Source organism: Spirosoma pollinicola (genome assembly GCF_002831565.1).
GTDB classification, from domain to species: domain Bacteria; phylum Bacteroidota; class Bacteroidia; order Cytophagales; family Spirosomataceae; genus Spirosoma; species Spirosoma pollinicola.
This window is the reverse complement of record NZ_CP025096.1, coordinates 439,410-463,846: the sequence shown is the minus strand read 5'-3', so window position 1 is coordinate 463,846 and position 24,437 is coordinate 439,410. Positions and strand designations below refer to the sequence as shown.

At 47.5% G+C, this 24,437-nt stretch carries 24 protein-coding genes; 15 read left to right on the top strand and 9 right to left on the bottom strand.

Features of this window, described 5'->3' with window-relative positions; genetic code table 11:
- Window positions 1-150: 150 nt before the first annotated feature.
- From CWM47_RS01895 to CWM47_RS01875, 5 genes are all read left to right on the top strand, one after another.
- A complete protein-coding gene (locus CWM47_RS01895) occupies window positions 151-570 on the top strand; it encodes a response regulator (RefSeq protein ID WP_100993694.1) in 420 nt (139 codons plus the stop codon).
- A gap of 92 nt (window positions 571-662) precedes the next feature.
- On the top strand, window positions 663-2,141 hold the full coding sequence (locus tag CWM47_RS01890) for a hybrid sensor histidine kinase/response regulator (protein WP_100986102.1): 1,479 nt from the start codon (window positions 663-665) through the stop codon (window positions 2,139-2,141).
- A gap of 285 nt (window positions 2,142-2,426) precedes the next feature.
- Window positions 2,427-2,633 carry a DUF2188 domain-containing protein gene (locus tag CWM47_RS01885; RefSeq protein WP_100986101.1) on the top strand — a complete coding sequence of 69 codons (207 nt, stop codon included), beginning with the start codon at window positions 2,427-2,429 and terminating at the stop codon, window positions 2,631-2,633.
- 60 nt (window positions 2,634-2,693) lie between these two features.
- A complete protein-coding gene (locus tag CWM47_RS01880; RefSeq protein WP_100986100.1) occupies window positions 2,694-3,200 on the top strand; it encodes a pyridoxamine 5'-phosphate oxidase family protein in 507 nt (168 codons plus the stop codon).
- Between the two features lie 83 nt (window positions 3,201-3,283).
- A complete protein-coding gene (locus CWM47_RS01875; RefSeq protein WP_100993693.1) occupies window positions 3,284-4,015 on the top strand; it encodes a DUF3891 family protein in 732 nt (243 codons plus the stop codon).
- Window positions 4,016-4,171: 156 nt separating this feature from the next.
- Here CWM47_RS01875 and glgX read toward each other — a convergent pair whose 3' ends face one another.
- The 5 genes from glgX to CWM47_RS01850 form a co-directional block, all read right to left on the bottom strand.
- Window positions 4,172-6,298 carry a glycogen debranching protein GlgX gene (glgX, locus tag CWM47_RS01870; RefSeq protein ID WP_100986099.1) on the bottom strand — a complete coding sequence of 709 codons (2,127 nt, stop codon included), beginning with the start codon at window positions 6,296-6,298 and terminating at the stop codon, window positions 4,172-4,174.
- Window positions 6,299-6,432: 134 nt separating this feature from the next.
- Window positions 6,433-6,888 (bottom strand): ferritin-like domain-containing protein, encoded by a 456-nt coding sequence (locus tag CWM47_RS01865; protein WP_100986098.1) that lies wholly within the window; start codon window positions 6,886-6,888, stop codon window positions 6,433-6,435.
- A gap of 177 nt (window positions 6,889-7,065) precedes the next feature.
- The gene (locus CWM47_RS01860) at window positions 7,066-7,413 is read right to left on the bottom strand and encodes a DUF3140 domain-containing protein (RefSeq protein WP_100986097.1); all 348 of its coding nucleotides are present in this window, start codon (window positions 7,411-7,413) and stop codon (window positions 7,066-7,068) included.
- Window positions 7,414-7,415: 2 nt separating this feature from the next.
- A complete protein-coding gene (locus CWM47_RS01855) occupies window positions 7,416-7,634 on the bottom strand; it encodes a hypervirulence associated TUDOR domain-containing protein (protein ID WP_100986096.1) in 219 nt (72 codons plus the stop codon).
- Between the two features lie 67 nt (window positions 7,635-7,701).
- Entirely contained in the window at window positions 7,702-8,415 is a 714-nt protein-coding gene (locus CWM47_RS01850) for an OmpA family protein (protein ID WP_100986095.1), read from the bottom strand.
- 302 nt (window positions 8,416-8,717) lie between these two features.
- On the opposite strand from CWM47_RS01850, the gene CWM47_RS01845 reads away from it, so the two are divergent.
- A complete protein-coding gene (locus tag CWM47_RS01845) occupies window positions 8,718-9,917 on the top strand; it encodes an alpha/beta hydrolase family protein (RefSeq protein ID WP_240625675.1) in 1,200 nt (399 codons plus the stop codon).
- Here CWM47_RS01845 and CWM47_RS01840 read toward each other — a convergent pair.
- Together CWM47_RS01840 and CWM47_RS01835 are read right to left on the bottom strand one after the other, a co-directional pair.
- Window positions 9,877-11,031 (bottom strand): hypothetical protein, encoded by a 1,155-nt coding sequence (locus CWM47_RS01840; protein WP_100986093.1) that lies wholly within the window; start codon window positions 11,029-11,031, stop codon window positions 9,877-9,879. The two genes, CWM47_RS01845 and CWM47_RS01840, sit on opposite strands and share 41 nt — an antisense overlap.
- A gap of 51 nt (window positions 11,032-11,082) precedes the next feature.
- Window positions 11,083-14,040, bottom strand: a complete 2,958-nt coding sequence (locus tag CWM47_RS01835) for an alpha/beta hydrolase family protein (protein ID WP_100986092.1) — start codon at window positions 14,038-14,040, stop codon at window positions 11,083-11,085.
- Window positions 14,041-14,121: 81 nt separating this feature from the next.
- On the opposite strand from CWM47_RS01835, the gene CWM47_RS01830 reads away from it, so the two are divergent.
- Window positions 14,122-14,799, top strand: a complete 678-nt coding sequence (locus CWM47_RS01830; protein ID WP_157815876.1) for a DUF6624 domain-containing protein — start codon at window positions 14,122-14,124, stop codon at window positions 14,797-14,799.
- 41 nt (window positions 14,800-14,840) lie between these two features.
- On the opposite strand, the gene CWM47_RS01825 is transcribed toward CWM47_RS01830, so the two are convergent.
- Entirely contained in the window at window positions 14,841-15,914 is a 1,074-nt protein-coding gene (locus CWM47_RS01825; protein ID WP_100986090.1) for a glycoside hydrolase family 130 protein, read from the bottom strand.
- Window positions 15,915-16,077: 163 nt separating this feature from the next.
- Between CWM47_RS01825 and CWM47_RS01820 the strand changes: the two genes are divergently transcribed.
- Both CWM47_RS01820 and CWM47_RS01815 read left to right on the top strand, forming a co-directional pair.
- The gene (locus tag CWM47_RS01820) at window positions 16,078-16,335 is read left to right on the top strand and encodes an adhesin (RefSeq protein ID WP_100986089.1); all 258 of its coding nucleotides are present in this window, start codon (window positions 16,078-16,080) and stop codon (window positions 16,333-16,335) included.
- A gap of 85 nt (window positions 16,336-16,420) precedes the next feature.
- Window positions 16,421-16,600, top strand: a complete 180-nt coding sequence (locus tag CWM47_RS01815) for a hypothetical protein (protein ID WP_100986088.1) — start codon at window positions 16,421-16,423, stop codon at window positions 16,598-16,600.
- A gap of 79 nt (window positions 16,601-16,679) precedes the next feature.
- On the opposite strand, the gene CWM47_RS01810 is transcribed toward CWM47_RS01815, so the two are convergent.
- Window positions 16,680-17,999, bottom strand: coding sequence for a chorismate-binding protein (locus tag CWM47_RS01810; protein ID WP_100986087.1), 1,320 nt, complete (start codon window positions 17,997-17,999; stop codon window positions 16,680-16,682).
- Window positions 18,000-18,261: 262 nt separating this feature from the next.
- Between CWM47_RS01810 and CWM47_RS01805 the strand changes: the two genes are divergently transcribed.
- From CWM47_RS01805 to CWM47_RS01780, 6 genes are all read left to right on the top strand, one after another.
- Complete coding sequence (locus tag CWM47_RS01805; RefSeq protein ID WP_240625674.1) at window positions 18,262-18,954, top strand: N-acetylmuramoyl-L-alanine amidase; 693 nt, start codon at window positions 18,262-18,264, stop codon at window positions 18,952-18,954.
- A gap of 94 nt (window positions 18,955-19,048) precedes the next feature.
- On the top strand, window positions 19,049-19,999 hold the full coding sequence (gene corA / locus CWM47_RS01800; protein ID WP_100986086.1) for a magnesium/cobalt transporter CorA: 951 nt from the start codon (window positions 19,049-19,051) through the stop codon (window positions 19,997-19,999).
- A gap of 111 nt (window positions 20,000-20,110) precedes the next feature.
- Window positions 20,111-20,935: a mechanosensitive ion channel family protein gene (locus CWM47_RS01795; protein WP_100986085.1), complete on the top strand. Its 825-nt coding sequence runs from the start codon at window positions 20,111-20,113 to the stop codon at window positions 20,933-20,935.
- A 178-nt stretch (window positions 20,936-21,113) separates the two neighbouring features.
- Complete coding sequence (locus CWM47_RS01790; RefSeq protein ID WP_100986084.1) at window positions 21,114-22,538, top strand: DUF6600 domain-containing protein; 1,425 nt, start codon at window positions 21,114-21,116, stop codon at window positions 22,536-22,538.
- Window positions 22,539-22,634: 96 nt separating this feature from the next.
- Window positions 22,635-23,399, top strand: a complete 765-nt coding sequence (gene truA, locus CWM47_RS01785) for a tRNA pseudouridine(38-40) synthase TruA (protein WP_100986083.1) — start codon at window positions 22,635-22,637, stop codon at window positions 23,397-23,399.
- 146 nt (window positions 23,400-23,545) lie between these two features.
- Window positions 23,546-24,427 carry a cell division protein FtsX gene (locus CWM47_RS01780; protein WP_100986082.1) on the top strand — a complete coding sequence of 294 codons (882 nt, stop codon included), beginning with the start codon at window positions 23,546-23,548 and terminating at the stop codon, window positions 24,425-24,427.
- Window positions 24,428-24,437: the final 10 nt, after the last annotated feature.

Sequence of the window (24,437 nt, the reverse complement as noted above, 5' to 3'; positions counted from 1 at the left end):
TTGTCAGTAAGTTTACTTTAAGTGTTAAAGGCGTTGATCAGTTACAAAAACTGTATTCACGCCATTTACTTATCTGTGAAAATTAATTTTGTTGCCGTAGCCGTAACTGCTTTACCCAATATTACCTGTATGCACCGTAAGCCAGCCCTTATGACCATTCTCATTGCCGATGACGATTCTGATGATCGATTGTTCATGGAACGTGCTCTTCGACAGAGTGGCTATACACAAATAATAAAATTTGTGGAAGATGGTGAAGAACTGATGGAGTATTTACGTCAGAGTGGACGATATGCCAATCAAGAGGTTCCCTGGCCAGACTTGTTAATTCTAGACTTGAATATGCCTCGTAAAAACGGTTTTCAGGCACTCAGTGAAATTAAAGATGATGCCAAATTACGCCGATTACCTGTAGTCGTCATGACTACATCATCGGCAGACGAAGACATATTAAAGACATATACACTTGGCGTTAATTCATTTGTAACAAAGCCCTTTAACTTCAACCGGTTGGTTGAAATGGTTGGTGCGTTGAAAACCTATTGGATGGACACCGTGAAATTACCGTAAGGAGTAGGCTTGCTGCTTAATAAGGTAGTTAGCCAGACGGCTGCTTGTTCGCTGCTTATTGTTTCCGGGTACCTATTAACTGCACTTTATTTATGACTCCCGTTGCAGCTTTACTTGACGTTGCCGACGAAAAAGAAACGATTCGTGTCTTACTTATTGAAGATGACGAAGATGATTATTTGCTGACAAAAGCACTGGTATCAGCAAAGGAAAATGCAACGATCAAGCTTGATTGGGTTGATAGTTATGATCTTGCTCTGGAGGAGATTGATAAGCATAAGCACGATGTTTATCTGGTCGATTACCGGCTGGGCCATCATACCGGTATTGATCTGATTCAGGAAGCTTTCCGTCGAGGTTGTCGGGCTCCCATGATTTTGTTGACAGGACAGGATGACTTGACCGTCGATCAATCAGCCCTTGAACTCGGCGCTGCCGATTATCTGGTAAAGGGTCGGATAGATGCCCAACTCCTCGGACGCAGTATTCGGTATGCCCTTCGGCAGGCTAGTGTTTTGGCCGAAGTGGCGCAAAAAGAAAATAAATACCGCTCCCTGTTTGAACGCTCTATAGATGCCATTTTCGTGGCTAGCAACGAATTACGGTTTCAGGATGCCAATTCGTCGGTAGAGCAATTGCTGGGCTACAGCCGGGATGAGTTACGAAGTCTGAATCCGGCTCGCCTGTTTGCCGATTTGAATCACCTCCGTAATCTGCGTTTCAATGTTCGTGAACACGGACAAATAAAAGATTTCGAAACGACGCTTATCCATCGCAACGGGCGCAAACGTATCTGTCTGATTTCGGTTTGGGCTGTTGACGACCTTGGTGGCCGACCTGAGTGGTATCAGGGTATAGTACGCGACATTACCGAGCAGAAGAAAGCACAACAGGACCTTATTCTGGCCGAAAAGCTGACCATGACCGGTAAGATTGCGCGAAGTATAGCCCATGAAGTTCGTAACCCGCTTACGAACCTGAGCCTGGCACTGGAGCAGTTGAAAGACGAACTGGATACGGACAATGAATACATTACGATGTTTACCGACATCATTGGCCGTAACGTAGATCGTATCGGGCAGCTTATTACCGAGATGCTCAACTCTTCGAAGCCCCGCGATCTGGACCGTAAAAAGCAGGATTTCAATCTGGTGGTGAAAGAGACTTTGCAACTCGTTAGTGACCGGATTAAGTTAAAGCGCATGCGGCTTGAAACGAATTTCGTTATCGACAACTGCGACGCTCTTATTGACCGCGATCAGGTTAAAACTGCCTTGCTCAATATTCTGGTCAATGCCGTTGAGGCTATGCAGGAAGGCAAAGGCATATTGTCTGTCAAAACAAATTGTACGGATGATAAGCGCGTTTATGTAGAAGTGGCTGACAATGGTGGCGGTATCAATGAAACAGACAGACAGCGGCTGTTCGACCCGTTTTTTACGGGAAAGTCGGGTGGCATGGGCTTAGGCCTTACGGCTACACAGAATATCATTAACAGCCATAAGGGATCGATTGAAGTAGAAAGCCAGTCAGGAGTTGGAACAACATTCCGACTTTATTTCCCAAGGTAACTGCCAGATTATTCAGGTAGCAGAATTTTGGTTCACATTTACGGCCAGCACCGCTAAGGAGCTGGCTTTTTTGTGGAATGTATGGGTAGAAATATACCCACTATCCTGTCTATTTTCTACATTCAGGACTCAAATGCCTAAGTACTTTTACAGATTTATAAATGATAACAAAGAGTAACTTATTGATAGTTAAATAGTTGTTGGGGGCGGTGCCTCTTATGTTATGTCTCATACTATACTGGCACAATATAGGCTAATAGAATAGGTAACCAATTCATTAACGCTATGTGGTCAACAACGCACTTCCCGGCGGCTATGCGGTCGCTTAATCCAAGTACTCGGGCAAAAGCAATCGAAATAGCTAATCAGCTGCTTGAACAAGGGCAGATAGACAACCAGAAAGCTGTGGCCATTAGTGTCGATGAAGCTAGACGATGGGCTCGCAAAGCCAGTTCGGAACAAGCTTGGGTTCAAGCACGCACATTTGCTTAATTAAAGATTTGTTAGTTGGTCAACCAGTACCAATTTACTTATCTGCTACTAAATAACGTTATGGAAACGAAACAACAAACCAACACACAGTTAGAAAAAATCAGCGGTATGATCGAAGACATTCGTATCGCCATGATGACAACTGTTGATGAACAAGGAAATTTAGTAGGTCGTCCGATGGCTGCCCTTCAGGTAGACGAAGACGGTACGATCTGGTTCTTCACGAAGCGCTCGTCGCCCAAGGTTGATCAGATTGCTAATAACGAACATAAAGTGAATCTGTCTTTTGCCGACGTAAGTGATGCCGATTATGTGTCGGTGTCGGGTACGGCTCAGGAACTGGACGATCGTGCTAAAGTTGACGCACTCTGGAATCCACAGGCGAAAGCCTGGTTTCCGAAAGGAAAAGACGATCCCGAATTAATTCTGTTGAAAGTACATATCGACATGGCGGAGTACTGGAATGCAAGTGACAGCACTATGGTGCGCTTGTTCCAGCAAGCTACGGCTGCCATTACGGGCAACCCACCAAAAATGGGCGAAAACGAGAAGGTATACAATAATTAATGAGTGAAAGAGCGAAAGACTGAAAGAGCGTGTTAACAGAATTGTTTTCGCTCTTTCAGTCTTTCGCTCTTTCACTTTTTCCCATGATCGTTACCCAAATAGATACCGGTTGGCAGATTATTAACCAACAGGCACATGGTCTACTGGCAGTGCAGTTCGCTTTGCATTGGCAGGTTGACAAACGGCCCACACATTGGGTCGAAACGTTGATTGCCCTAACTGAGCATGATGATGGTCAGGATGCTTGGGAAGGACGGAATCACCTAACTACAGCGGGTGCTCCGCTTGATTTTCAACTGTTACAGTATTCGACTGAGCAGTGTAAGCAAATGATCCAGATTGGCCTGCAAAAAAGCCGCTGGAATGCCTTGCTTATGTCTATGCACACATCATTTCTATATGAGCCCAAGCGTGGTACTGACAAGGCACTGGACGAGTTTTTAGATCAGCAAGTTACCAACCAGACCAAATGGCGAAAGGAAGTAAACGCTACAAAAGCAGAAGCTGAGTATGGATACGCTTTCCTGCAATGGTGCGATGCTTTGTCACTGGTACTTTGTATGGATCAGGTTCCGCCCGAGGGCCGTCGAATGGAGGTGAGCGTTGGGCCAGACGGGGTTTCTTATTACATCCGAAAGCGCATTGATGAATCATTCTCTTTGGAGCCCTGGCCATTTGATGCGCCAACAGTTGAAGTTCATGTTGAGATATTTAAGGTCGAGCAGTTAGTCTTCAAAAACGATAAACAACTTTACAACGCGTTGCAGGATTCCCCGGTGGTTATGAAGACGTGGATTTTTACTGGACAAGACTAAGTTCTGCTCATTTATAGGCAGGTTAAATTTTAAACCAAGTCCAGAGCTACAGAAAATACCTCTATCATTCCTCAAAAAGAAATTTTAAGTAGCCAATTACATAAAAAAATGCCCTGATAGTATGTCAGGGCATTTTTTTATGTAATCAACATATGTTTACTTAAGCCGTATTAGCAGCGACGAACGAGCAGGAACGTCGATCGAATGACCGCCTTTGATAGGGTCACCATCGGGGTGAACATTACCAGTCGCCGTATCGACGATAACTTCCCACAGCGAACTCTTGCGGCCAATTTTGGGGAGCATGAACGGAATATCTTCCCAATAGGCATTCATAATCCAGATCAACTGTTCGTCGCCAATATCCTGCCCATCTTCGGTTTGTTCCGAGACCCGCATACCGTCGATGAAAAGTGCTAGACAGTGCGTATTAGGATTGTTCAGGTCATCGCCAGTCATTTCACCTCCGTCGGGGCGCAAATACGCAACCTGTTCGTTACCGAAGAACCGACGCCGACTCAGCAATGGAATATCATGACGAAGGGCGGTAAGCTGGCTCGTAAACTCAAACAGAGCTTGCTGCTTTTCGCTCCAGTGCCAGTTCATCCAACTAATTTCGCTATCCTGATTATACCCGTTATTATTGCCATGTTGGGTACGACCACACTCATCTCCCATTACCAGCATGGGCGTACCCTGGCTGAGTAGCATTGTGGTCAGGAAGTTACGTTTCTGCCGTTCACGAAGTTCGTTAACGGCCGCGTCTTCTGTTGGCCCTTCTGCACCGCAGTTCCAGCTTAAATTATCATTCGACCCATCGTTATTATCTTCGCCGTTGGCCTCATTATGCTTGTCGTTATAACTAACGAGGTCATTGAGCGTAAAGCCATCATGGGCTGTGATCAAGTTGATACTATTGGCTGGTGAACGACCGTCATTGGCATACAAATCAGGACTGCCCAGCACGCGGGTAGCTGTTTCAGCAGCTTTTCCGTCGTCGCCTTTCCAGAATGCCCGCAGCGTGTCGCGGTACTTACCGTTCCATTCCGACCATCGCACCGGGAAACCTCCCACATGATAGGACTGAATATCCCAGGGTTCGGCAATGAGTTTCACCTGCGCCAGAATGGGGTCCTGAGCCACTGTATCCAGAAAAGACGAAACGGTGCCAAATTCTTCGTCAGTCCGGATTAGGGCAGAGGCCAGATCGAACCGAAAACCGTCAACGTGCATATCGGTTACCCAATAGCGCAGGCTGTCCATAACCAACTGTAAAACACGTGGATGACTCAGGTTAAAGGTGTTGCCTGTACCCGTGTAATCCATGTAATATTCAGGATTATCACCGACCTGATGATAATATACCCGATTATCGATGCCTTTAAATGAAAGCGTTGGCCCGAGTTGGTTGCCTTCGGCGGTATGGTTGTAAACTACGTCGAGGATTATTTCAATCCCCGCCTTATGCAGATTTTTCACCATCTGCTTAAATTCAACAACCTGCTGACCCGCCATTCCAGACGACGCATATGTGTTTTGTGGCGCAAAGAAGCCAATACTGTTATACCCCCAATAGCTTTCGTCAGTAAACTGATGAACCGGTAGCAACTCAACTGCCGTGATGCCTAACTTCTTGAGGTATCCAACACTTTCTGGGGTGCCCAAGCCGGCATACGAACCCCGAATGTCTTTATCAATAGTGGGATGCAGATGTGAGAATCCTTTAACGTGTAGTTCGTAGATCACAGAGCGGTGCAAGGGTGTATCGGGGGCTGTGTCATCTTCCCAATCGAACGCCGTATCGACAACAACACTTTTAGGCATTGAAGGACCACTGTCCTCCTTACTCATGCTAATGGCTGCATCGGCATCTTCACCATCGGCGGCTTTCTTATAATTATACCCTAACCAGGAATTGTCATGGTTTATTGGCGCGTTGATGGCGCGGGCATAAGGGTCGAGCAGAAGTTTATTGGGATTAAAGAAATGACCTGCCTGTGGTTCATAAGGCCCGTCGACCCGGAAACCGTACAGTTGACCCGGCTGTAATCCGTCAAGATAAATATGCCATACAAGGTCAGTTCTTTCTGTCAGCGATATACGTGCGACCTCCTCGTTTATATCGGCAGAATCATAAAGACATAAAAAAACCGCCGTTGCGTTTTCGGTGAACAGGGCAAAATTAACACCTTCGCCATCATACGTAGCACCCAGTGGGTAAGGCTTTCCTGGTTTGGATTGAATCGACTCGAAGGAAAAATTCGATTTAGACTGTTTACTCATGACGTTGTTGTGTAGAGAACTATATATAGTTTATTGGTAGGATAACACCTTGTGAATTGGGATTGTTTTCTGAGTGGTTTAAACACAAAAAAGCCTACCCCCAACGGGGGCAGGCTTTCTAATCCCACCATTCACTACACTACCAAGGCCAAACGAGCCATCGTGGAATTAGCCGAATCGATGCTCTGTTTTTGTTGAAGCAATAGCTCGCGTGTGCTAGCCGCTAAGTCTGTTTCCTGCAACACGGCGTTATATGTATCCAGGGCTTCCTGATCTCCCCGGTGGCACTCCTGAACGGTTGCTTTATCGTCGTCGGAGGCAAATGTCGATTTTATGTTGATCCAGGCGCGGTGTAAATCAGCCGCAATACTGGTGCCGTTGTCTGGTTCGCCACCCAGTGCGCGAATCTCTCGATCCAGTGAAATGGCAAACTCCGACCGCTGGCGCGACTGAGTTAGAAAAAGGCTCTTTAACTCGTTGTCTTTTGCATTCTCTGCCGCTTCTTTGTATCCCTTTTCGGCATCATGGCTAAGGGTTAATAGTCGGCTAAGCTGATCCAGGATCTCTCCTCTTGTTTCTTTAACGTTCATAACGATGTTGTGTTTAAGTAGGGTGAATTTAATTAGGTACTTGTTATAGTTGAGTAAATCAGAAAGTGTAATTAAATTCGCTAACTAATTGTTATCAAGTTGGTTAAATCATTTCGTTCCTACTAATCAGTAACCAAATTGACTGCAATTGATCTAGTTAGTGAGCAAATGGTCCATTCATTTTTTTGTAGGATCATGACCCCAGTTCTTTAGGGAATATTCCCAGTTAGAACCATCTACATGAGCCGGACGCTGGGCACTATGGCGTTTTACATAACTGACCACTTTGCTCATGTGATCATAATCGCTGTCAGATAAATCGCTGTCTTTTTTGTTAAGGATATCAATGATACGATGGCCCGATTTGTGGCCAATAGACTCATCACTTCCTTCTTTTGTCTGGCCAACCGACTTTGACTCTTCCGTCTTTAGCCATTTTTCAATTTGCGAAGCAGACATATTGACAACTGAATCAAAGTCATGCTTTAGCGCTTTTCTGTGCGCTTCTTCAGTAACTGCTGCCATGACTATTTTTTGTTTTTTGTGACTTCACTGGAAGACTTAATAATTTTTTTGTCACCCTGTTTAATAACCAGTGCAGGCTCATCTTCTGAGCCCTTTCTCTTAACGGTAGCGCCTTGTACGGTTCGCTCAACATCGTCCTCATGGACTTCGGCTACTGTGCCTTTTGCTTTGCCTTTGCCGTAGTTCCAGGTTACCTCGTCACCCTTTTTTACCGTTGCCATAGATTTGCTGTTTGCTCAAAAACTTCAGGTAGCCATACACTATCTGTACAGCCACCTGTCTTTACTATTACTCGCCGATTTTGCCGTCTTTGGCATCGCGTTGTAGCTGTTTGTTTGCAAAAACGGCTACATCAACCCGACGGTTTTTTCGACGACCTGTCTCTGTCGTATTATCGGCAATGGGCTGAGCTTCGCCATAGCCTTTCTCATCAACCCGGGAAGTTTTCACGCCCTGTGCTTCAAGAAAGCTGCCAACTGCTTCGGCACGCTGATTAGAGAGTTTCAAATTGTGTTCATCCGACCCCGTAGCGTCAGCATGACCTTCAATTCGGATATCCGTATCTTCATATTTGTTGAGTGATTTGGCAAACTCAATCAACTGTTGTTTTGTCTCCGACTTCAGCGTATAGGAGTCGACATCGAACAAAATATCAGAGCCAAGCGAAACTTTGATTCCTTCGCCAACCCGTTCAACCTGGGCATTTGGCATTTGACGTTTCATCTCTTCGGCCTGTTTGTCCATCCGGCGGCCAATTACAGCACCGGCGGCACCACCAACAGTCGCACCTATAATAGCGCCTAAAGCAGTGTTCCCTTTCTTGTTGCCAAGGATACCTCCAATAACGGCACCACTACTGGCGCCAATAACTCCACCTTGTTGTGTTTGATTTAACGACTGTCTTGATGACTTGCAACTTGTTAAAACATTACCCGATAAAATACCTGCGGCCATAAGGACCGCAAATGATTTCGTCCCGGCTGATTTCAACGTATTATTCATAGTGTTGTGAGAATTTGGTATTGTCTATAGATACCCAAACGCTGTACCAGTTTACTATATTTAATTTGTTACTATCCTGTTATGGCAATTAAGTGGCTGATAGACAGTAGGTAAAGTCAAAGAAGAAAGCTCATTGCTTATGTTTTAGCGAAGTCATTTTATATAGTAATCGGGAAGTAAGATGCCTATTGTTGTGGAGTGGGTTCCACATTCGCCGGTCAAATGCACAGACGTTAATAAATGCAAACGAAAAGGGGATTATAAACGTTAAAATAGACCAGCAACTCCATCTTTTTATCTGCATGATATTGCTTAAATCAACACTCATCTTGTTTCTTCTCGGCACTATGTTACTGGTAACTCCAACCAGTTGCAGGCAGTCTGAGAATAATGATTCTGTTACGCCGGTTCCTGCCCGCACGTTGGTAACCAGCTCCCTGATCGGAGAGTATTCTACTGCCCAGTTGCGGAGCCGTTTTACGGGTGCCAATGTCGCACTGCAATTCTTTATCCGATATGGTGTTAAAGCTTATCGGCTGGAATACACAACCACAAATACCGATGGGCAGAAAATTAAAGCATCTGGGGCGCTCATTATTCCCGACGTGCCAACAGCGGTACCGCTGTTAAGTATGCAGCATGGTACGATTACGAGCGAGAATGATGCACCGTCCAATTTCCGTTCCAGCAGCGAAGCGTATAGTTTTGGGTCAGTGTTTGCCTCGCAGGGCTACATCATTTCTGCCCCCGATTATATTGGTTATGGAGCCTCGAAAGACTTGCCCCACACCTATGAGCAACGCAATGGGCTGGCAACGGCATCGCTCGATATGCTACGCGCCACCCGAGATTTTCTGAGCGATCAAAAGGTCAATTGGGACAAGCGACTGTTTATTGCCGGGTATTCGGAAGGGGGTTACGCAACCATGTCGCTTCAAAAGAAAATTGAAGAGGAAGCCGACACGGAGTTCAATCTGGTGGCGTCGAGCTGTGGAGCCGGGGCCTACGACAAACCGGCGTTCATGAAGGAGATCATTAATAACCAAACGACCGGCGTTGATTATATCAATCGGCTTTACATTTGGGTTTTACAGACCTACGACCGCATTTATGGACTAAACCGACCAATGTCAGCGTACTTTAAGGAACCTTATGCCACGCAAATTACGGTACAGGGTAAAGATGTATCAGTCAATGTTAGTCTCAACCAGATTTTCACGGATAGCTTTAAGCAGGGAATTAATGATGGTACCGACAAGGCTTTCCTGGAGGCCGTACAGGATAATGATGTTCATGACTGGAAACCCCGAACGCCAACTCGACTTTATCACGGCGATGCCGATGAGATCGTTGACTTTCTAAATTCGCAGAATGCTTATGACGCCATGCAAAAACGGGGTGCAACCAGTGTACAATTGATCCGCATTCCGGGTGCTACCCATGCAACCGGCATTCTGGCATTCATTTTAGGAACCTACGATTTTTTTGGGGCGATACAGTAAGGACGCTATAAGCCGCCTGATTGGGTTGTCGGGTAAGATTGCCGACTTTAGTACGCCCCCGGTCGTCGTCGTGGATGATTAGTACCAGATTAGCATCCAGAAAGGTAAGGTCTTTGGCTTTGTGACCGGCCGTGTGCAGGGGCTGGCCCTGGGCATCACGAATAAGGGTAAAGGGTTTATTGGCGTACAAATCCTCGGGCGAAATTGTCCAGATATAGCCATCTAACTGGCCATTGAATTCGAGGGAGGTGAGCATCCAGAAACGCTTGCGGTATGGATCGTATTCCAGACTGGAAAGAGCCAATGGCTTGGGTAAGCTGGCATCCAGCTTCGCTATATCGAAGTCATTGATGATTTTCCAGTCGTTTTCCAGTCGGATGCGCTCTCCAGCGGCTGTATTCTCGATTCGGTAGGTTACGCTGATAATTTTTGCCCGATAGGAAAAACTCTCATACGATTTGCCCTCCTCCCGAATACCGAACAGCAGTTGCCTATCCGTAGCCGCCAGTCCTTCAATTTTAAAATAGGGTAGGGCACCCGGAAATTCGGCCGTAGCCAGTAGTTTGGCAATCTGTGGCCGGTAGCCAATGGATGTGCGGCTGGTATCGTCGGGAGCCAGCACGTGTGGATGCTGTTCATCGCCTTTGCGCCAATATAAGATGGTGTTGTAGTTGTCCCAATCACGGCTTCCGGGTTTTACCCTATCGAAGGCAGTTGTCAAAAAAACATAGCCAGGAGTCCCTTTGGGACTATCGGGCGATTGGGCAAAATCTTCGTATTTACGAGCCGACGAAAAAACGGGTTGTGTCAGATAGACCGGTGTTTTCGTTGAATCAATTAGCTGACCCGGCGTTTTTTCAAAAACCGGGCTCATGCCGACCGGCATGTCTTTGTCATTGGCAAAGAAAAGATTTTTGCCATCGTACAGCACCGCCGATGCTTCACACCAAACGGTTTGTCCGTTAAGTGAAGTACCAGCGGTGAAGCAGTTTAACAAACCTTCTTTTGTAATTCTGGCAGAGATCAACCCGGAATCTGCTGGTAACTTGTTTGTTTTACAGCCGTAAAAAAATAGGAGCGTTATAAGGGCAAGAGCGGGATAAAAGCGTTTCATCTCGAGATTGTAGATTTCGTAATTACGTAATGGTGGTGGCTTTTACAGTACTTAATATTTCATTTCGCCCCGATCTTTCTCAACGGCACTGCGGCCTTCTTTCATCCAGACCGGCATGGGGGCGTCTTTGAGGTAATAATCGAAATACTGATACAGCCGAATGCTCAGGTCTTTAGCATTGTGCCGCTGGGTCAGGTTGTGCCCTTCTCCATTGTAAACCAGCATCCAAACCGGCTTGTTCAACCGACGCAGGGCCGAAAATAACTCAATTCCCTGATACCACGGGACGGCTCCATCGGCGTCATTATGGGTCATCATCAACGGCGTTTCAATGCGGTTGGCAAAGAAAAGGGGTGAGTTCTCGATGTAGTTCATAGGCTTATCCCAAAGCGTACCGCCAATGCGGCTTTGGGTTTTCTCGTACTGAAATGCCCGACTAATCCCCGTTTCCCAGCGAATACCCCCATAGGCAGAGGTCATGTTGGCTACCGGAGCGCCCGCTTCGGCGGCACGAAACAGATTGGTGCGGGTAATGATGTAAGCAGTCTGGTAACCACCCCAGCTTTGCCCCTGAATACCCAACCGGTCGCGATCAACGAAACCTTTATCGAGCAAACTCAACACACCCGGTACAACGCAGTCATAAGCGTTCGGGCCGGGCTGACCAGTCGTGTAGACAATATCCGGCACGAATACCAGATAGCCATTCGACACGCAGAACGGAATATTTATGGTTGAGCGACTCGGCGATGGCGCCCGGTAATCGTTCAGCGTTTCGGCATTCCGTTCGTAGAAGTACGTTAACATTGGATACTTTTTCGTTGGGTCGAAACCTTCCGGTTTAAAGAGTAATCCTTCCAGTTTTGTACCGTTCGTACCAGTCCATTTCACAATTTCCACGCTTCCCCAGCGAATGCTGTCCTGTTGCGGATTGGCATGCGTGAGCTGTACCGGATTGACCAGCGTCGTATCGGTCTGGAATAAATTAATTGGCTCCTGGTAGTTGCCTTTGTAAAACGACATTACCGACGCATTCTTCGCTTTATTCAAGCCAAAGTACCGGTGATTACTGCGCGTGATGACCGCTGGTTCGACAGCGGCCAGGCCATTTTTACTTTTTAAGATACCCGTCGCTTTGTCGCTTTCCCAAATGCCGGTCAGGAACAGTTCACTTTTAGGGTCAATGGCTTTTTCGATAGCGCCATCCCGACGACCGGGCGTATCATCATCGCTGTCCAGTTCCGCGCGACGCAGGCGGATTTTATTTTTTCGGCCCCAGCCGGTCGTCAGGTTCATGGGTTTTTCCTTCCCGGTTGGGTCAATTTGCCAGATGTCGTACCGGTCATAGAGCCAGAGGTAACGGTCGCCGGTTGTCCAGCCCGCCGAACCATACGAGCCGGGCAGGTTTGGGGTGTCGTGCTCTTCGTCGAAAAATTTACTTGGTAAACCATGGGTCAGATCAATACGTTTTCCATCAGTAATAGACCAGGCCCGCCAGAGTGAGTCGCGTTCATCAAACCAATATGCGTATTTACCTTCGGACGACAGCTTAGGCTGAGAGGCCATGATGTCATTGGCAATACGTTTCTTGTCTCCGGTTTGGGTATCTACCAAGTAGAGGTCGGTATGGCCGGGGTCCCAGGATGCCTGAACCTGATAAGGCAGGTCGCTCAGGCCCAACAGGTAGCGTGAATTCTTTTTCGGATCGAAAGAAACGGTTGGCACTTCACGGGTGGCCAAGGGAATGACCTTGCCGGAAGGTAGATCGTAAACGGCCAAAAAACCACGTTCCTTTTCTTCTTTAAGCCGCCGTTGCTGCATGGGCTGCAACCGACTATCGGTCCATGTCCAAATGTCCATTTTCACTTTCTCATCATCGGGCGTCAGGCTGTCTTTAGTTGGCTTTGGCGCAATGGGCGACGTTGAAAAATAGAGCCGTTTACCATCGTCGGCAAACTTCGGTTCGCGATATTCATTTACCGACCAGCGTTTGGGTAAGGCTGTGGTCGTCGTGTCGGATATAATTCTAAACGGAGCTTCGGGAGCTATTGCTTTGTTTTTTCTGCCTTTTATGGAAGCGATGGGTGCTAGGTTTTTATAATACAGCGTAAATACTTTCACATCGCTTCCGGCACTATCGGCAGAAGCCATCCAGACAAGTTGCTGTCCAACTTTGTCGATTGCCAAGCCTTTGTAAATCTTACGCGTTGAACTGGTATCAACCAGCATCGTTTGCCCGTTGGTTGTACTGAACAAAAACACACCGGGAATGCTTGCTTCGCCCGTTTTCAACGAATCACTCGCCGACTCTTTGCTGTAAAAAACCGCCTGACCATTGTCGGACATAGCCACGCCAGACACGTAGCGAATGGTTTTTTGTGAGCCGTCGGCCATGTTCAGAAGCGTCAGATAATCGCCTTTGGGTTTCTTTACAGGGCCTCTACGCGTGGCTACGGTCGTTGTCGAAATCGGGGCGGAGGGTGTCAGCGTATCTTTTGAGGATATCGTTTTTGGGGTAGGTTTCTCGTTGTTGTCCTTACGCTCCTGCACCACCGCCAACCATGAACCCGAATCCTTGCCGAATACGAAAGACTTTGCGTTGGGGAGTTTAGTCGTTTTCCCCGTTGCCATCGTCATGACTGCCAAACTGTCCTTTGGCATTTCGTCGGCCTTTTTCTTCTTGAGTTTCGCTTTCCGGGTATCGGCCAGCGGAGCCTTCAGCCGCATAACCAGAAACTTGCTGTCGGGGGTAAACTGCGCCATGTAGCCCCTTGGAAAAACATACTTCGTTCGGTTCGTGTTGCTACCAGTAGCGGTTACCTCCAACCGACCATCGCCTTCCTGCGGGTCAATCTGGTAGGCAATCCAATGGCCATCATCCGAAATTTTTTCGGATCGAACGCTTTGCCAGCGGTCATAATCGGCGGCTGTGAGCGGTCGTTTCTGGCTTTGTGCGAAGAGCGAAGTCGAAAGTAAAAAACAGAGTAAAAGTTGGCTGAAGTGCTTCATGAAGAAGTAAAGTTTAGAACCAACGAAAATACAAAAAAGACACGTCCACTAGGGTCGTGTCGCTTAATAGGTCAATTACTTATGAGATATTTACAATTGATCATGTGTCTAAGTGCCTCTTTATCCGGCGTTGCCTTTGGCCAGCAGGTTAAAGAACTCAAACATGAGTTGGATAGTATGTATGTGCTTGACCAGCGTAATCGGGAATGGCTAACTAAGCTGGGTAACAACCAGCCGCTGACAGATAGTCTGAGTAAGGTATACAATACAGATCGTACTAAACTTGCCGGTGTGCTTTGGGCTGAACAAACAAAGATTGACACGGCGAATCTGGCACGAGCCGAAGCAATTCTCAAACAGCATGGCTATCCGGGAAAAAGTCTGGTGGGGGCACCTACCAATGAGGTGGTATTTTATATTATCCAGCATTCGAACAAAATCGATACATACATGCCCTTGGTAAAGAAAGCCGCCGATCAGGGGGAATTGCCTTTTTACCAATATGCCATGATGCTTGACCGGTCACTGATGCATGGGCAAAAGCCGCAGCTGTATGGCACACAGGTAACCTGCCGACAGCACAAACAGACAAAGAAATCACGCTGTTTTGTCTGGCCCATCGCCAATGCAAAATTGGTGAACGAACGCAGAAAAGAAGCAGGTTTTGACCTTACTGTCGAAGAAAACGCGAATCGCCTGAATGCGGCTTATGAGCCAGCCATAACGGTAGAGCAGGCTCGTAAAACGTACGTTTTCTGATGCTTGATACCTGAGCATTGTGTGTTTTACCGTCGTGCTGTTCATTCCCACACCAACTCAGCCAGCCCTACGCCCGAATCGGCGGCACCGTAATACACCCAGATTTGTCCGGCTTTGTCACTATCGTCCGGCCACTTTATCCAGCCGTTTGAAAAAACAACATTTGGAAAGAATCCCTCTTTTTCCCAGGATAGTTCGGGTGTAAGGAGTGGTGTCTCGGAGCGGTCCAGCACTATTGACGGGTCATCTTTATCCAGTAAGGCCAATGCCAGTGCATAGGCATGGGTTTCGTCGGCACCGTGGTAGCACACGAGCCAGCCTTCATCAGTCAATATGGGTTCCGGCCCTGTGCCAATTTTGCCGCCTTCCCACGAGAACGGGTTGTTGGTACGATCCAGGCCTGGGTTGCCTCGTCCACCAAACAAAAATTGATGATTTCCCCAATGAATACCATCTATCGAATTGGCCAGCCAGACCGACGGTTTACCAATGTCTGACACCATTGGCCGATGAAGCAGCGTGTATTTACCGTTAATTTTTTGCGGAAACAGCGCAACGTCTTTGTTAGGTGGTGGTAAAATCATACCAACGCGTTCAACGGTTTCGAAGTCGGTAGTCACGGCAAGTCCAACCCCCGGCCCATTCTCAGAAACAGCTGTGTAGGTAATCCAGTACTTGCCCTCCAGATAGGTGATTCTGGCATCTTCAATACCAAATGATTCGTCCATTCGAGCAGGAAACAGGAATGGTTTTTCGTCGATGGTAAAATGAATGCCATCGCGACTGCGAGCCAGACGAAGGTGACTCAGAGAGGTTAGATACACTTTTCCCTGAAGCGTGATAACCCTGGGGTCATAGGGTTCATCAGGCTCCGGGAAACGTTTGATTGTTAAGGTTGGAACACCATTCTGGTCCTCAATTAATGGGACAAGGATCGTTCCTTTTTCGGCTTTGGGCGCTTCGGCTACGCGCAAAAGCAGTAAAATCTCATTGTTGAAAATACAGGCTGCCGGATTAAACGCACCCAGCACGTCAAAACCCGAAAAAGTAGGTTTTACGTCACTTGTTTGAAGAATTGGTTGGTTAGACAGACGTTGAAGTCGATAATTTCTCATTTACACAGATTTTTTGCTGGCAGATACTGCGCTCATAACCAGTAACTCGTAAACAGAATGTGGTGTTTAGCATCAAAAAGGCTAATTTGTTTAGAGATTGATTAAACCTTCCGGGAAAGAGACGCGTTAAAAGGGGTGAACTAACTTTTATACTCCTCAAACCATGATTTATGAACCCGCGTTTGATCAGGACGAAGACGTGCTGATGCTTAACCCCGATCCAGAAACAGCCGCCCTAGACGATGATGAAGATGATTTCGACGAGGAGGGAGCCGAATTTGATGAACTGGGCACCGGTGCCGCCAGCGGCTATGGAGCCGACGATATAGACGATATCGAAGAAGATTTCAATGAGGACGATCTGGAGGAGCTGGATGACGATTCAATCGAAGATGATCTGGACGACGATAGCATGGAGTAAGCTATCCTTAACTAACGATCCACAGCCCGTTTAGGTCCAGTTGCTCGAATCATTTCACTCCAATACTTTACTCTACCCCCGAATTATGGCCGATTTAGAATCAAATCCAGATCCGAAAGAAGTAGAACTCGTCACTTCGGCAGATGCCGTAACGGACGGTACTGCTCCTGACGCCGATACGCAATCGTCTGCTGCCAGTGAAGCGGGTGATCGCACAGCCGAAGATGGCTCCCGCGCCCCCAATGATCCTGCAGAGGGAGCTTAATTTAAATGGACAATGAAAAATGTATGATGAATAGTGGAGCCCTTGTGCTCATTCTTCATTATACATTCTTCATTGTCCATTACACATTGTTTATTACGCTAAGGAGCGTCTGGCATTTCATTTCTGTTTCCTGCCATTCACGTTCGGGAACAGAGTCTTCCGTCAAGCCCGCCCCGGCATAAAGCGTTGCCAGTCTGCCTTCGAGTTTCATACAACGGATGTGGACAAAAAGGTCACTTTCGGGCCCTTCGTTGTTGGTGTTGATATTGACAGGTCCCAGAAAACCACTGTATAGTTCGCGGTCGTGGGTTTCATGCTGACCAATAAAGGTAAAGGCCACATCGCGCGGTGTTCCGCAAACGGCAGATGTGGGGTGTAAAAGACGCAACATCACCGTGCCCAGTTGCGGATAGCGTACGGCCTGCGTATCAACGATGAAACAGGTGCTTAGGTGCATCAAATTCCCGGCGATGAGTGTTTTAGGCCCTTCTTCGAGGTATTCGCGCAACCTGATTTTCTTGAAACATTCAATAATATAACGGCTTACCAAAGCCTGCTCTTCAATTTCCTTCTGCGACCACATGGCTTCGGGCGGGCGTTTTGGCGTACCGTCCGGCTCAAACGCCGACTGGGTTCCCGCTAGTGAAGCTGTCCGAAAAATACCGTTTGCGTCGATACTAACCAGCCGTTCGGGTGTAGCACTTATCCAGATCTGCCCTTTCTCCGGAATCGAAACCGCTGACACGAACGCTGTTGGGTATTTTTGGCATAGTTTATCGAATAGGTCAACCGCATTTGGCGTATCGGAAAACAGCACGCGCTTTGTCCGGGATAAAACCACTTTTCTAATTTCACCCCGTTTCATGGCATCTACAGCCAGCGCTACGTTACGAACGTATTCGGCCTGAGCATCCGGGTCGGAGAAAGACGTTACGGTAGTTTGTTTGGCTTGCGCAGCCGCTAAATTATTCTGTTGAGCAGCTAACGTTTGCCAGAATTTATCCGCCGTGCTTTCATTAGCTGTTAGGCTGTCAGACCGGACACGTCCAGACTGTACACCATTTGTTTCAGAAAAAAGCGCTTGAATATCGGCCCGAAGAAAAAGGGCTCGATTGCTCGTGCTAAGTTCTAATGTAGCATTAGCCGACATATTTGTTTGAGCCGTACTGCTGAGGTTGTCAAACGGACTGACTAGAAAACCAGCAGGCAGCTCATCCAAATCGGCTGGTACACGGGGAAGCACCTCGTCAAACGACACAATCAGGTGTTTGTCCTGTTGATTCGGCAGTCGCCAGAGCGCTGCAGGAAAGCCAAGAGAGTGAGCCGTTTCCCAAAGGTCAATAGCCTTGAGCTGGCGGCCGGTAGTGGAGAGCGTATTAATAGGATAATCGGGTTGCATAGGCAATAGCCGAACGGATTAGGTCCAGCTAAAGGCATAACAGTTTATGTAATGAATTTGTGCGAAATATAGTAAAAGAGTCAATGTTTACCCTGTAATCTGTCTTACAGAGCGGGTTAGACTTTAAATAATTATAAACCAGATAAAGTACAGGTCGCTTTTTTGCTGCATCCCTGCCCAAACAAATTCGAATACGCTTAAAAAGAAAATCGATTGAATCTGCTCTGTTTTTCTTTCCTTGTAGCTGTTCAACCCAAACCCTATGTATCACTCCAGTTTTTCAGTATTTCGCCTGGGGCGAATCGTTATGCTATGTATGGCAGTATTGTTTGTGCGTACGTGCATAGCTCAGGAATCATCCATCCGTATCATTGACAGACCAATCGTGTTCGATCAGCAGCGTAAGGACCTATCGCTCGATTATCTGGCTCGCCGACACGGTATTCAGCAGTCGGAGCCGTATATAAAACCACGGATGATTATTCTGCACTGGACCGCCATCTCTACCCTCGATTCTACGTTCAATGTGTTCAATCCGAGTGTATTACCCGGTCGGCCCGACCTCCAGGCGGCTAGTCGGTTAAATACGGCTGTGCCTTTTCTGGTTGATCGCGACGGCACTATTTACCGGCTTCTGCCCGATACGACTTTTGCCCGCCATTGTATTGGGCTAAACTACTGTGCGATAGGTATTGAAAACGTTGGGAATAACGACCTGACCGACGCGCAACTCGAAGCCAATGTGCAGTTGATGCGCTATCTGAAAAGCCAGTATGACATCGAGTACCTGATTGGCCACTACGAATACAAAGATTTTATAGGAACACCGCTCTGGAAAGAAACCGACCCGAATTACCTGACCAAGAAAACCGATCCGGGGAAAGCCTTCATGAAAAATGTGCGAAAACGGGTGAAAGACCTGAACCTGAAAGGAAGCCCATTGCAGGCGGAGTGACTAGGGGACAGACCTGTGAATACAAATAAAGTTATGAAAGGGATAAATGATTTGTTTCTGCGAACTTCGCGGTCGTAACGCTACTCTCGACTTTATGATCCGCATCTTTCAGCAAGACGCAACATCCGTCCGAAAAATCCGTGATATTGACTCCTTTTCCAATACGGAGCGTACCCTTTGGGTCGATCTTCAAAATCCGACGCCCGCCGAAATCAAGAGTGTCGAAGAGAAATTCGATGTCGATTTTTTGAGCCAGCAGGAGCAGCTGGAAATTGAAAGCAGTTCGCGCTACATTGAGGAAGACGATTTTCTGATTGCCAATTCCAATTTTCTGGTGCCCGATGCCGATCAACGATACATCAACGTGCCCGTCAGTTTTTTGCTCAAAGACGACACCCTCTTCACCTACCGGAACGCCGACCTGAAATCCTTTGCTGATACCGTAAAGCGGATTAAGTCGCGTCGGGCGTTGTTTAGCGATGGGGCACAAATCCTGATTTCCATCTTTGAATCGCGGATTGATTACGACGCCGATTTGATCGAGCTGGTTTCCGGTGAGATCAAAGCCATCAATCGCCTGCTTGACCTTGATGCCAACCTCGACCGCGAAATGCTGCTGAATATCAACGACTACCAGGAATTGACCATGTTGATTCGCGAGAATGTGGTTGATAAACAACGGGTTATAACATCCATGATTCGATCTGACGGCTGGTTCAACGATGCAGAGCAGCAACGACTGCGAACACTTATTAAGGATATCAACTCGCTTATTGAGCACACCAACTTCATTTTCGAGCGGTTGGAGTTCCTTCAAAATACATACCTCGGTCTAATTGATCTGGAGCAAAACCGAGTCGTTAAAATCTTTACGGTCGTATCGCTGGTCTTTCTACCACCAACGCTGCTGGCCAGCATCTGGGGCATGAATTTCGACGAGATGCCTGAAGTTCACTGGAAATACGGCTATGTGTTCGCGCTGGCCATGATGGTCTTATCATCTGCCCTCACAGTCTGGATATTCCGGCGTAAAAACTGGCTATAGCTGGCAAATAAATTTGCGATGGTGTAATAACAAAATTTACGTTTTGGTAAGTTACTTTTTTGCTTCTTTGCGTCTGATTCCCAGTGTACTAACTTTCCCCCCTTCACATGTATGGAACAGGCTCAGACTCGAATGGAGCGTATTTATGATCAAGTGTTAGCGTTCGCGACAATTTATGGTGGCCGTATACTACTGGCTATTATAACCTTAATAGTTGGTCTTTGGGTTATTGGCTGGATCGTGAAACTGCTATCGTCTATGATGACAAAGCGGCACGTTGATCGGGATGTACAGCCGTTTTTATTGTCGTTGGTAAATGGGTTGCTGCGCGTGTTGTTACTGTTAAGTATTGCCAGCACACTTGGCGTCCAGACAACCTCGTTCATTGCCATTGTTGGCGCTGCTGGTCTGGCTGTTGGGCTGGCCCTTCAGGGAAGCCTGGCAAACTTTGCCGGTGGGGTTCTGATTTTGATTTTCAAACCCTTTCGGGTAGGTGATCTGATTTCGGCACAGGGCTTTACGGGTAATGTCGAAGCAATCCGAATCTTCGATACCACATTAGTAACCCTCGATAACAAAACAATTATTCTGCCTAACGGCCCGCTGTCGACAACGGCGATTACCAACATCAGCACGAAAGGTGTCATTCGGGTCGATCAGGTGTATGGCGTAGGTAGTCAAAATGATATTGACGCAACCAAAGCCTCCATTATGACCGTAGTTGATGCCTGTCCGTTTGCACTGAAAGACCGTGCTCATGACGTTCTGATTGCCAAACTGAATCCAAACTCGCGGGAGTACGATGTTCGGGTCTGGACAAGGAGCGAGAATTACTGGGATACGTATTATTACATGCTGGAGAACCTTGCCCGGCAGTTTAGTAAAGATGGTATCGAAGCACCCAAACCAAAGATGTTCATTACGAATGAAGAATAGTCGGCTTCCTCAGATGACACAGTCGCTTTAGAAAAACAACGCCCGGCCGAACAATTCAGCCGGGCGTTGTTTGTATAGAAAGAAACAAAGTTTGTTTAATGACCCGTTAAACGTTTGGCGTGCTGATGCATCTAACCTTCGAAGCGTTTCAATACGTTACAGAAAACGACTTAATGACATGTCTATCCTGAAAACAGCGAATATACTTGGTCTACTGGCGGTACTCGCTTTAGCACCATCCGCAACCCAAAACGTTATGGCTCAGCCGGGGGTTAGCATTCCGGTTCAGACATTCTATAATGAGCTGGCTCCCTACGGGCAGTGGGTGCCAAACCCTCAATATGGCTCAGTCTGGTTGCCGAATGCTGGCCCTGATTTCCAGCCTTATGCTACAGATGGCCACTGGGTTGTTACTGAATTTGGTAACACCTGGGTCTCCGATTATGCCTGGGGATGGGCACCGTTTCACTACGGCCGCTGGTACTTCGACAGCCAGTATGGCTGGGCATGGGTACCGGGTAACGACTGGGGACCAGCCTGGGTATCGTGGCGTTCTGGGGGCGGGTATTATGGCTGGGCACCCTTGGGCCCAGGCTATGACATAAACGTAAACATCAATATTCCAGCCCCATACTGGACATTTGTTCCTCAGATTTACATCACCAGCCCATACCTGTACAGCTATCGGGTAGCGCGGCCAAACGTGATAAACATCTATCAGAGCACGACCTATATCAACAACATATATCGGTCTAACAACCGGGCGTATGTATATGGTCCGCCGAGGGGAGATATTGAGCGGATTACCCGACGCAATGTGCCCGTATATCGAATCGACCAAATGGACCGTCCGGGACGTTCGGTAGTGGGCAATGGGTCGGTAGGTTTTTACCGGCCTAACAATCAATCGTCAGGGTATGGCCGTAATGACCGCAACGATAGATATGACCGCAACGACCGTTACGACAACTCACCCCGGCCAAATTATAACAACAATAACAATGCCCCCGGTCGTGGTTCATACGGTGGCAACAATCGGGATAATACGGGCAACAATGCGTCGAACCGGGATTATAATAATGGTAACATCAACACGCCGGGCCGGGACTACAATACCAACATACCCGGTCGGGATAATACGGGCAACAGCAGCAGTACGCCGGGTCGTGACTACAACGGTAGCCCAAGCCGTGGAAGCTACAATGGAAACTTTAACAATTCGTCGCCGTCAGATCGGAGTGGAACTATAAACAGCCCTGCACCGAATCCTGTAAATACCAACCCGACGCCTTCAAACCGGTTTGAGCCCAGCCGTGGTGGTTTCACTCCCGACAATACCCAACCTGTGGGGACATCGAGAGGTAACGCGCAACCGGGAGGCTTCCAACAACAGCAGCCCAACCGGACCTTTGAGCGGGCAGAGCGGCCGGGGTCGATAGGCGTTCCCGCTACGCCAAGTGCTCCATCGGCACCGGCAGGTCGCAGTGATGGGGGAAGTTTCCAGCGGATGCCGGAAAACCGGGGAGGCCAGTCTCAGCCCCAGCCTCAGAACCAGCAGCAACGTCCGACTGGTGGCGGTGAACGTCAGCGAGGACCACGCTAACAGATAACTTTTGATTTTAGAATGGACAACGGCCATAAGGAGATAGATTCTCTTTATGGCCGTTGTGTTGAACATTAAGCGGTACTTTTGCCCGATATGCGTTATTTTATTGAATTATCGTATCGGGGCACGGCCTATCATGGCTGGCAAACGCAAGCCAATGGCGTTAGTGTGCAAATCACACTCGAAGCAGCCCTGACGCAACGGCTTGGTAAGCCCATTTATATAATGGGAAGTGGCCGGACCGATGCAGGCGTTCATGCGAAGCAGCAATTTGCCCATTTCGATGTAGAGGAGCCGCTTAATTTGACCGAAGCGTTTATTTATTCGATCAACTGTATCCTGCCGGAGGATATCGCTATTCACGCTATTTTCCCGGTTCAGCCAAATGACCATGCCCGCTTTTCGGCTAATTCCCGCTACTATCAATACCACGTTACGCGTCAGAAAAACGCTTTTCAAAGCAGCCTGACCTACCATTTTCGGCCTCATCTGGATATTGAACGCATGAATGCCGCATGCGCGATACTCCTGCAGCATACCAACTTTCAGAGTTTCAGTAAAGCGCGGGCTAACGTAACCCATTTTCACTGCCGTCTCGATTTTGCTTACTGGCAACATACAAATGCCGATTGCCTGACGTTTCATATTAAAGCGAATCGGTTTTTGTGGGGGATGGTCCGCACTATTGTTGGAACCATGCTCGAAATAGGACAGGGGCGCATGAGTCTCGAGCAGTTCGAGCAAATTATTCTGGCGCGTGATCGTACTATAGCGGGGCGAGCCGCACCCGCAAATGGCTTGTATCTGGTTGATGTTGGCTATCCGGCTGAGGTGCTGGCACAAAGGCAAAAGGAATAGGGTATACGAAACAAAGAGCATGCGCAAGATCGTTTGTCGTATGTATCCTTCCCCATGCCTTTATCTGTTTGTCTTTAAATTATGTTAAATTCGACCTTTCAGGGTTGAATTCTATTATTTTTGTCTCAATAACACGAACCCGCTAAATGGCTCGTAACAAGAAAAAAGTAGGTACGTATCCCAGTGGCATGATTTTATTCAGCCTGACACTGGCCTTGTTTTTAATTGGTTTCTGCGGAATGCTGGCTATCCAGTCAAAGAAACTGGTAACATACATCCGCGAGAATTATGAAGTGCGGGCATTTCTGGATAAAGACCTTAGTACCAAGAAGAGTACTGCTTTGTTTACAACCATTGCCGAACAACCTTATGTGTTGAAAGTCAACGGTGTACCCCAGATAACGCTGGTGACAAAAGACGAAGCGGCCAAGGAGTTCATTGCAGAGACTAAAGAGGATTTCTCGAAGTTCCTGGGCGAAAATCCGTTGCATGATAGCTACCGCATCAAGCTAAACGAGGGTTATTTCGAGGAAGCGAAACTGCAGGCAGTCAAGCAGAATCTGGAAGAAACAGACGGTATATTTGAGGTCGTTTATCAGGAAAATCTGGTGGATAACATCAATCAGAACATTACTAAAATTTACGCTGTGATGTCGGCCTTTGCGTTAATTCTACTGCTGATTATCGTGGTGCTTATGAATAACACCATTCGGCTGGCGCTTCACTCACAACGGTTGCTCATTCGGAGTATGCAGTTGGTGGGTGCCACGAATGGGTTTATAACACGGCCATTTCTGGGGCGTGGTATGTGGCAGGGGTTTCTGGCGGGCGTTATTGCCATTGTGTTACTCTGGGCGGGCTTACAGGTTGCCATTCACAATCTGCCCGAACTGGGGACATTTCAGGATACCGAGAAAATGATATTCCTGATGGCTGGTATTGTTGGCCTGGGGGTGTTGATTGGCTTTCTGAGTACATTTCAGGCAGTTAACCGGTATCTGGGGCTAACATTAGATGAACTTTATTAGGTCTTGTTGT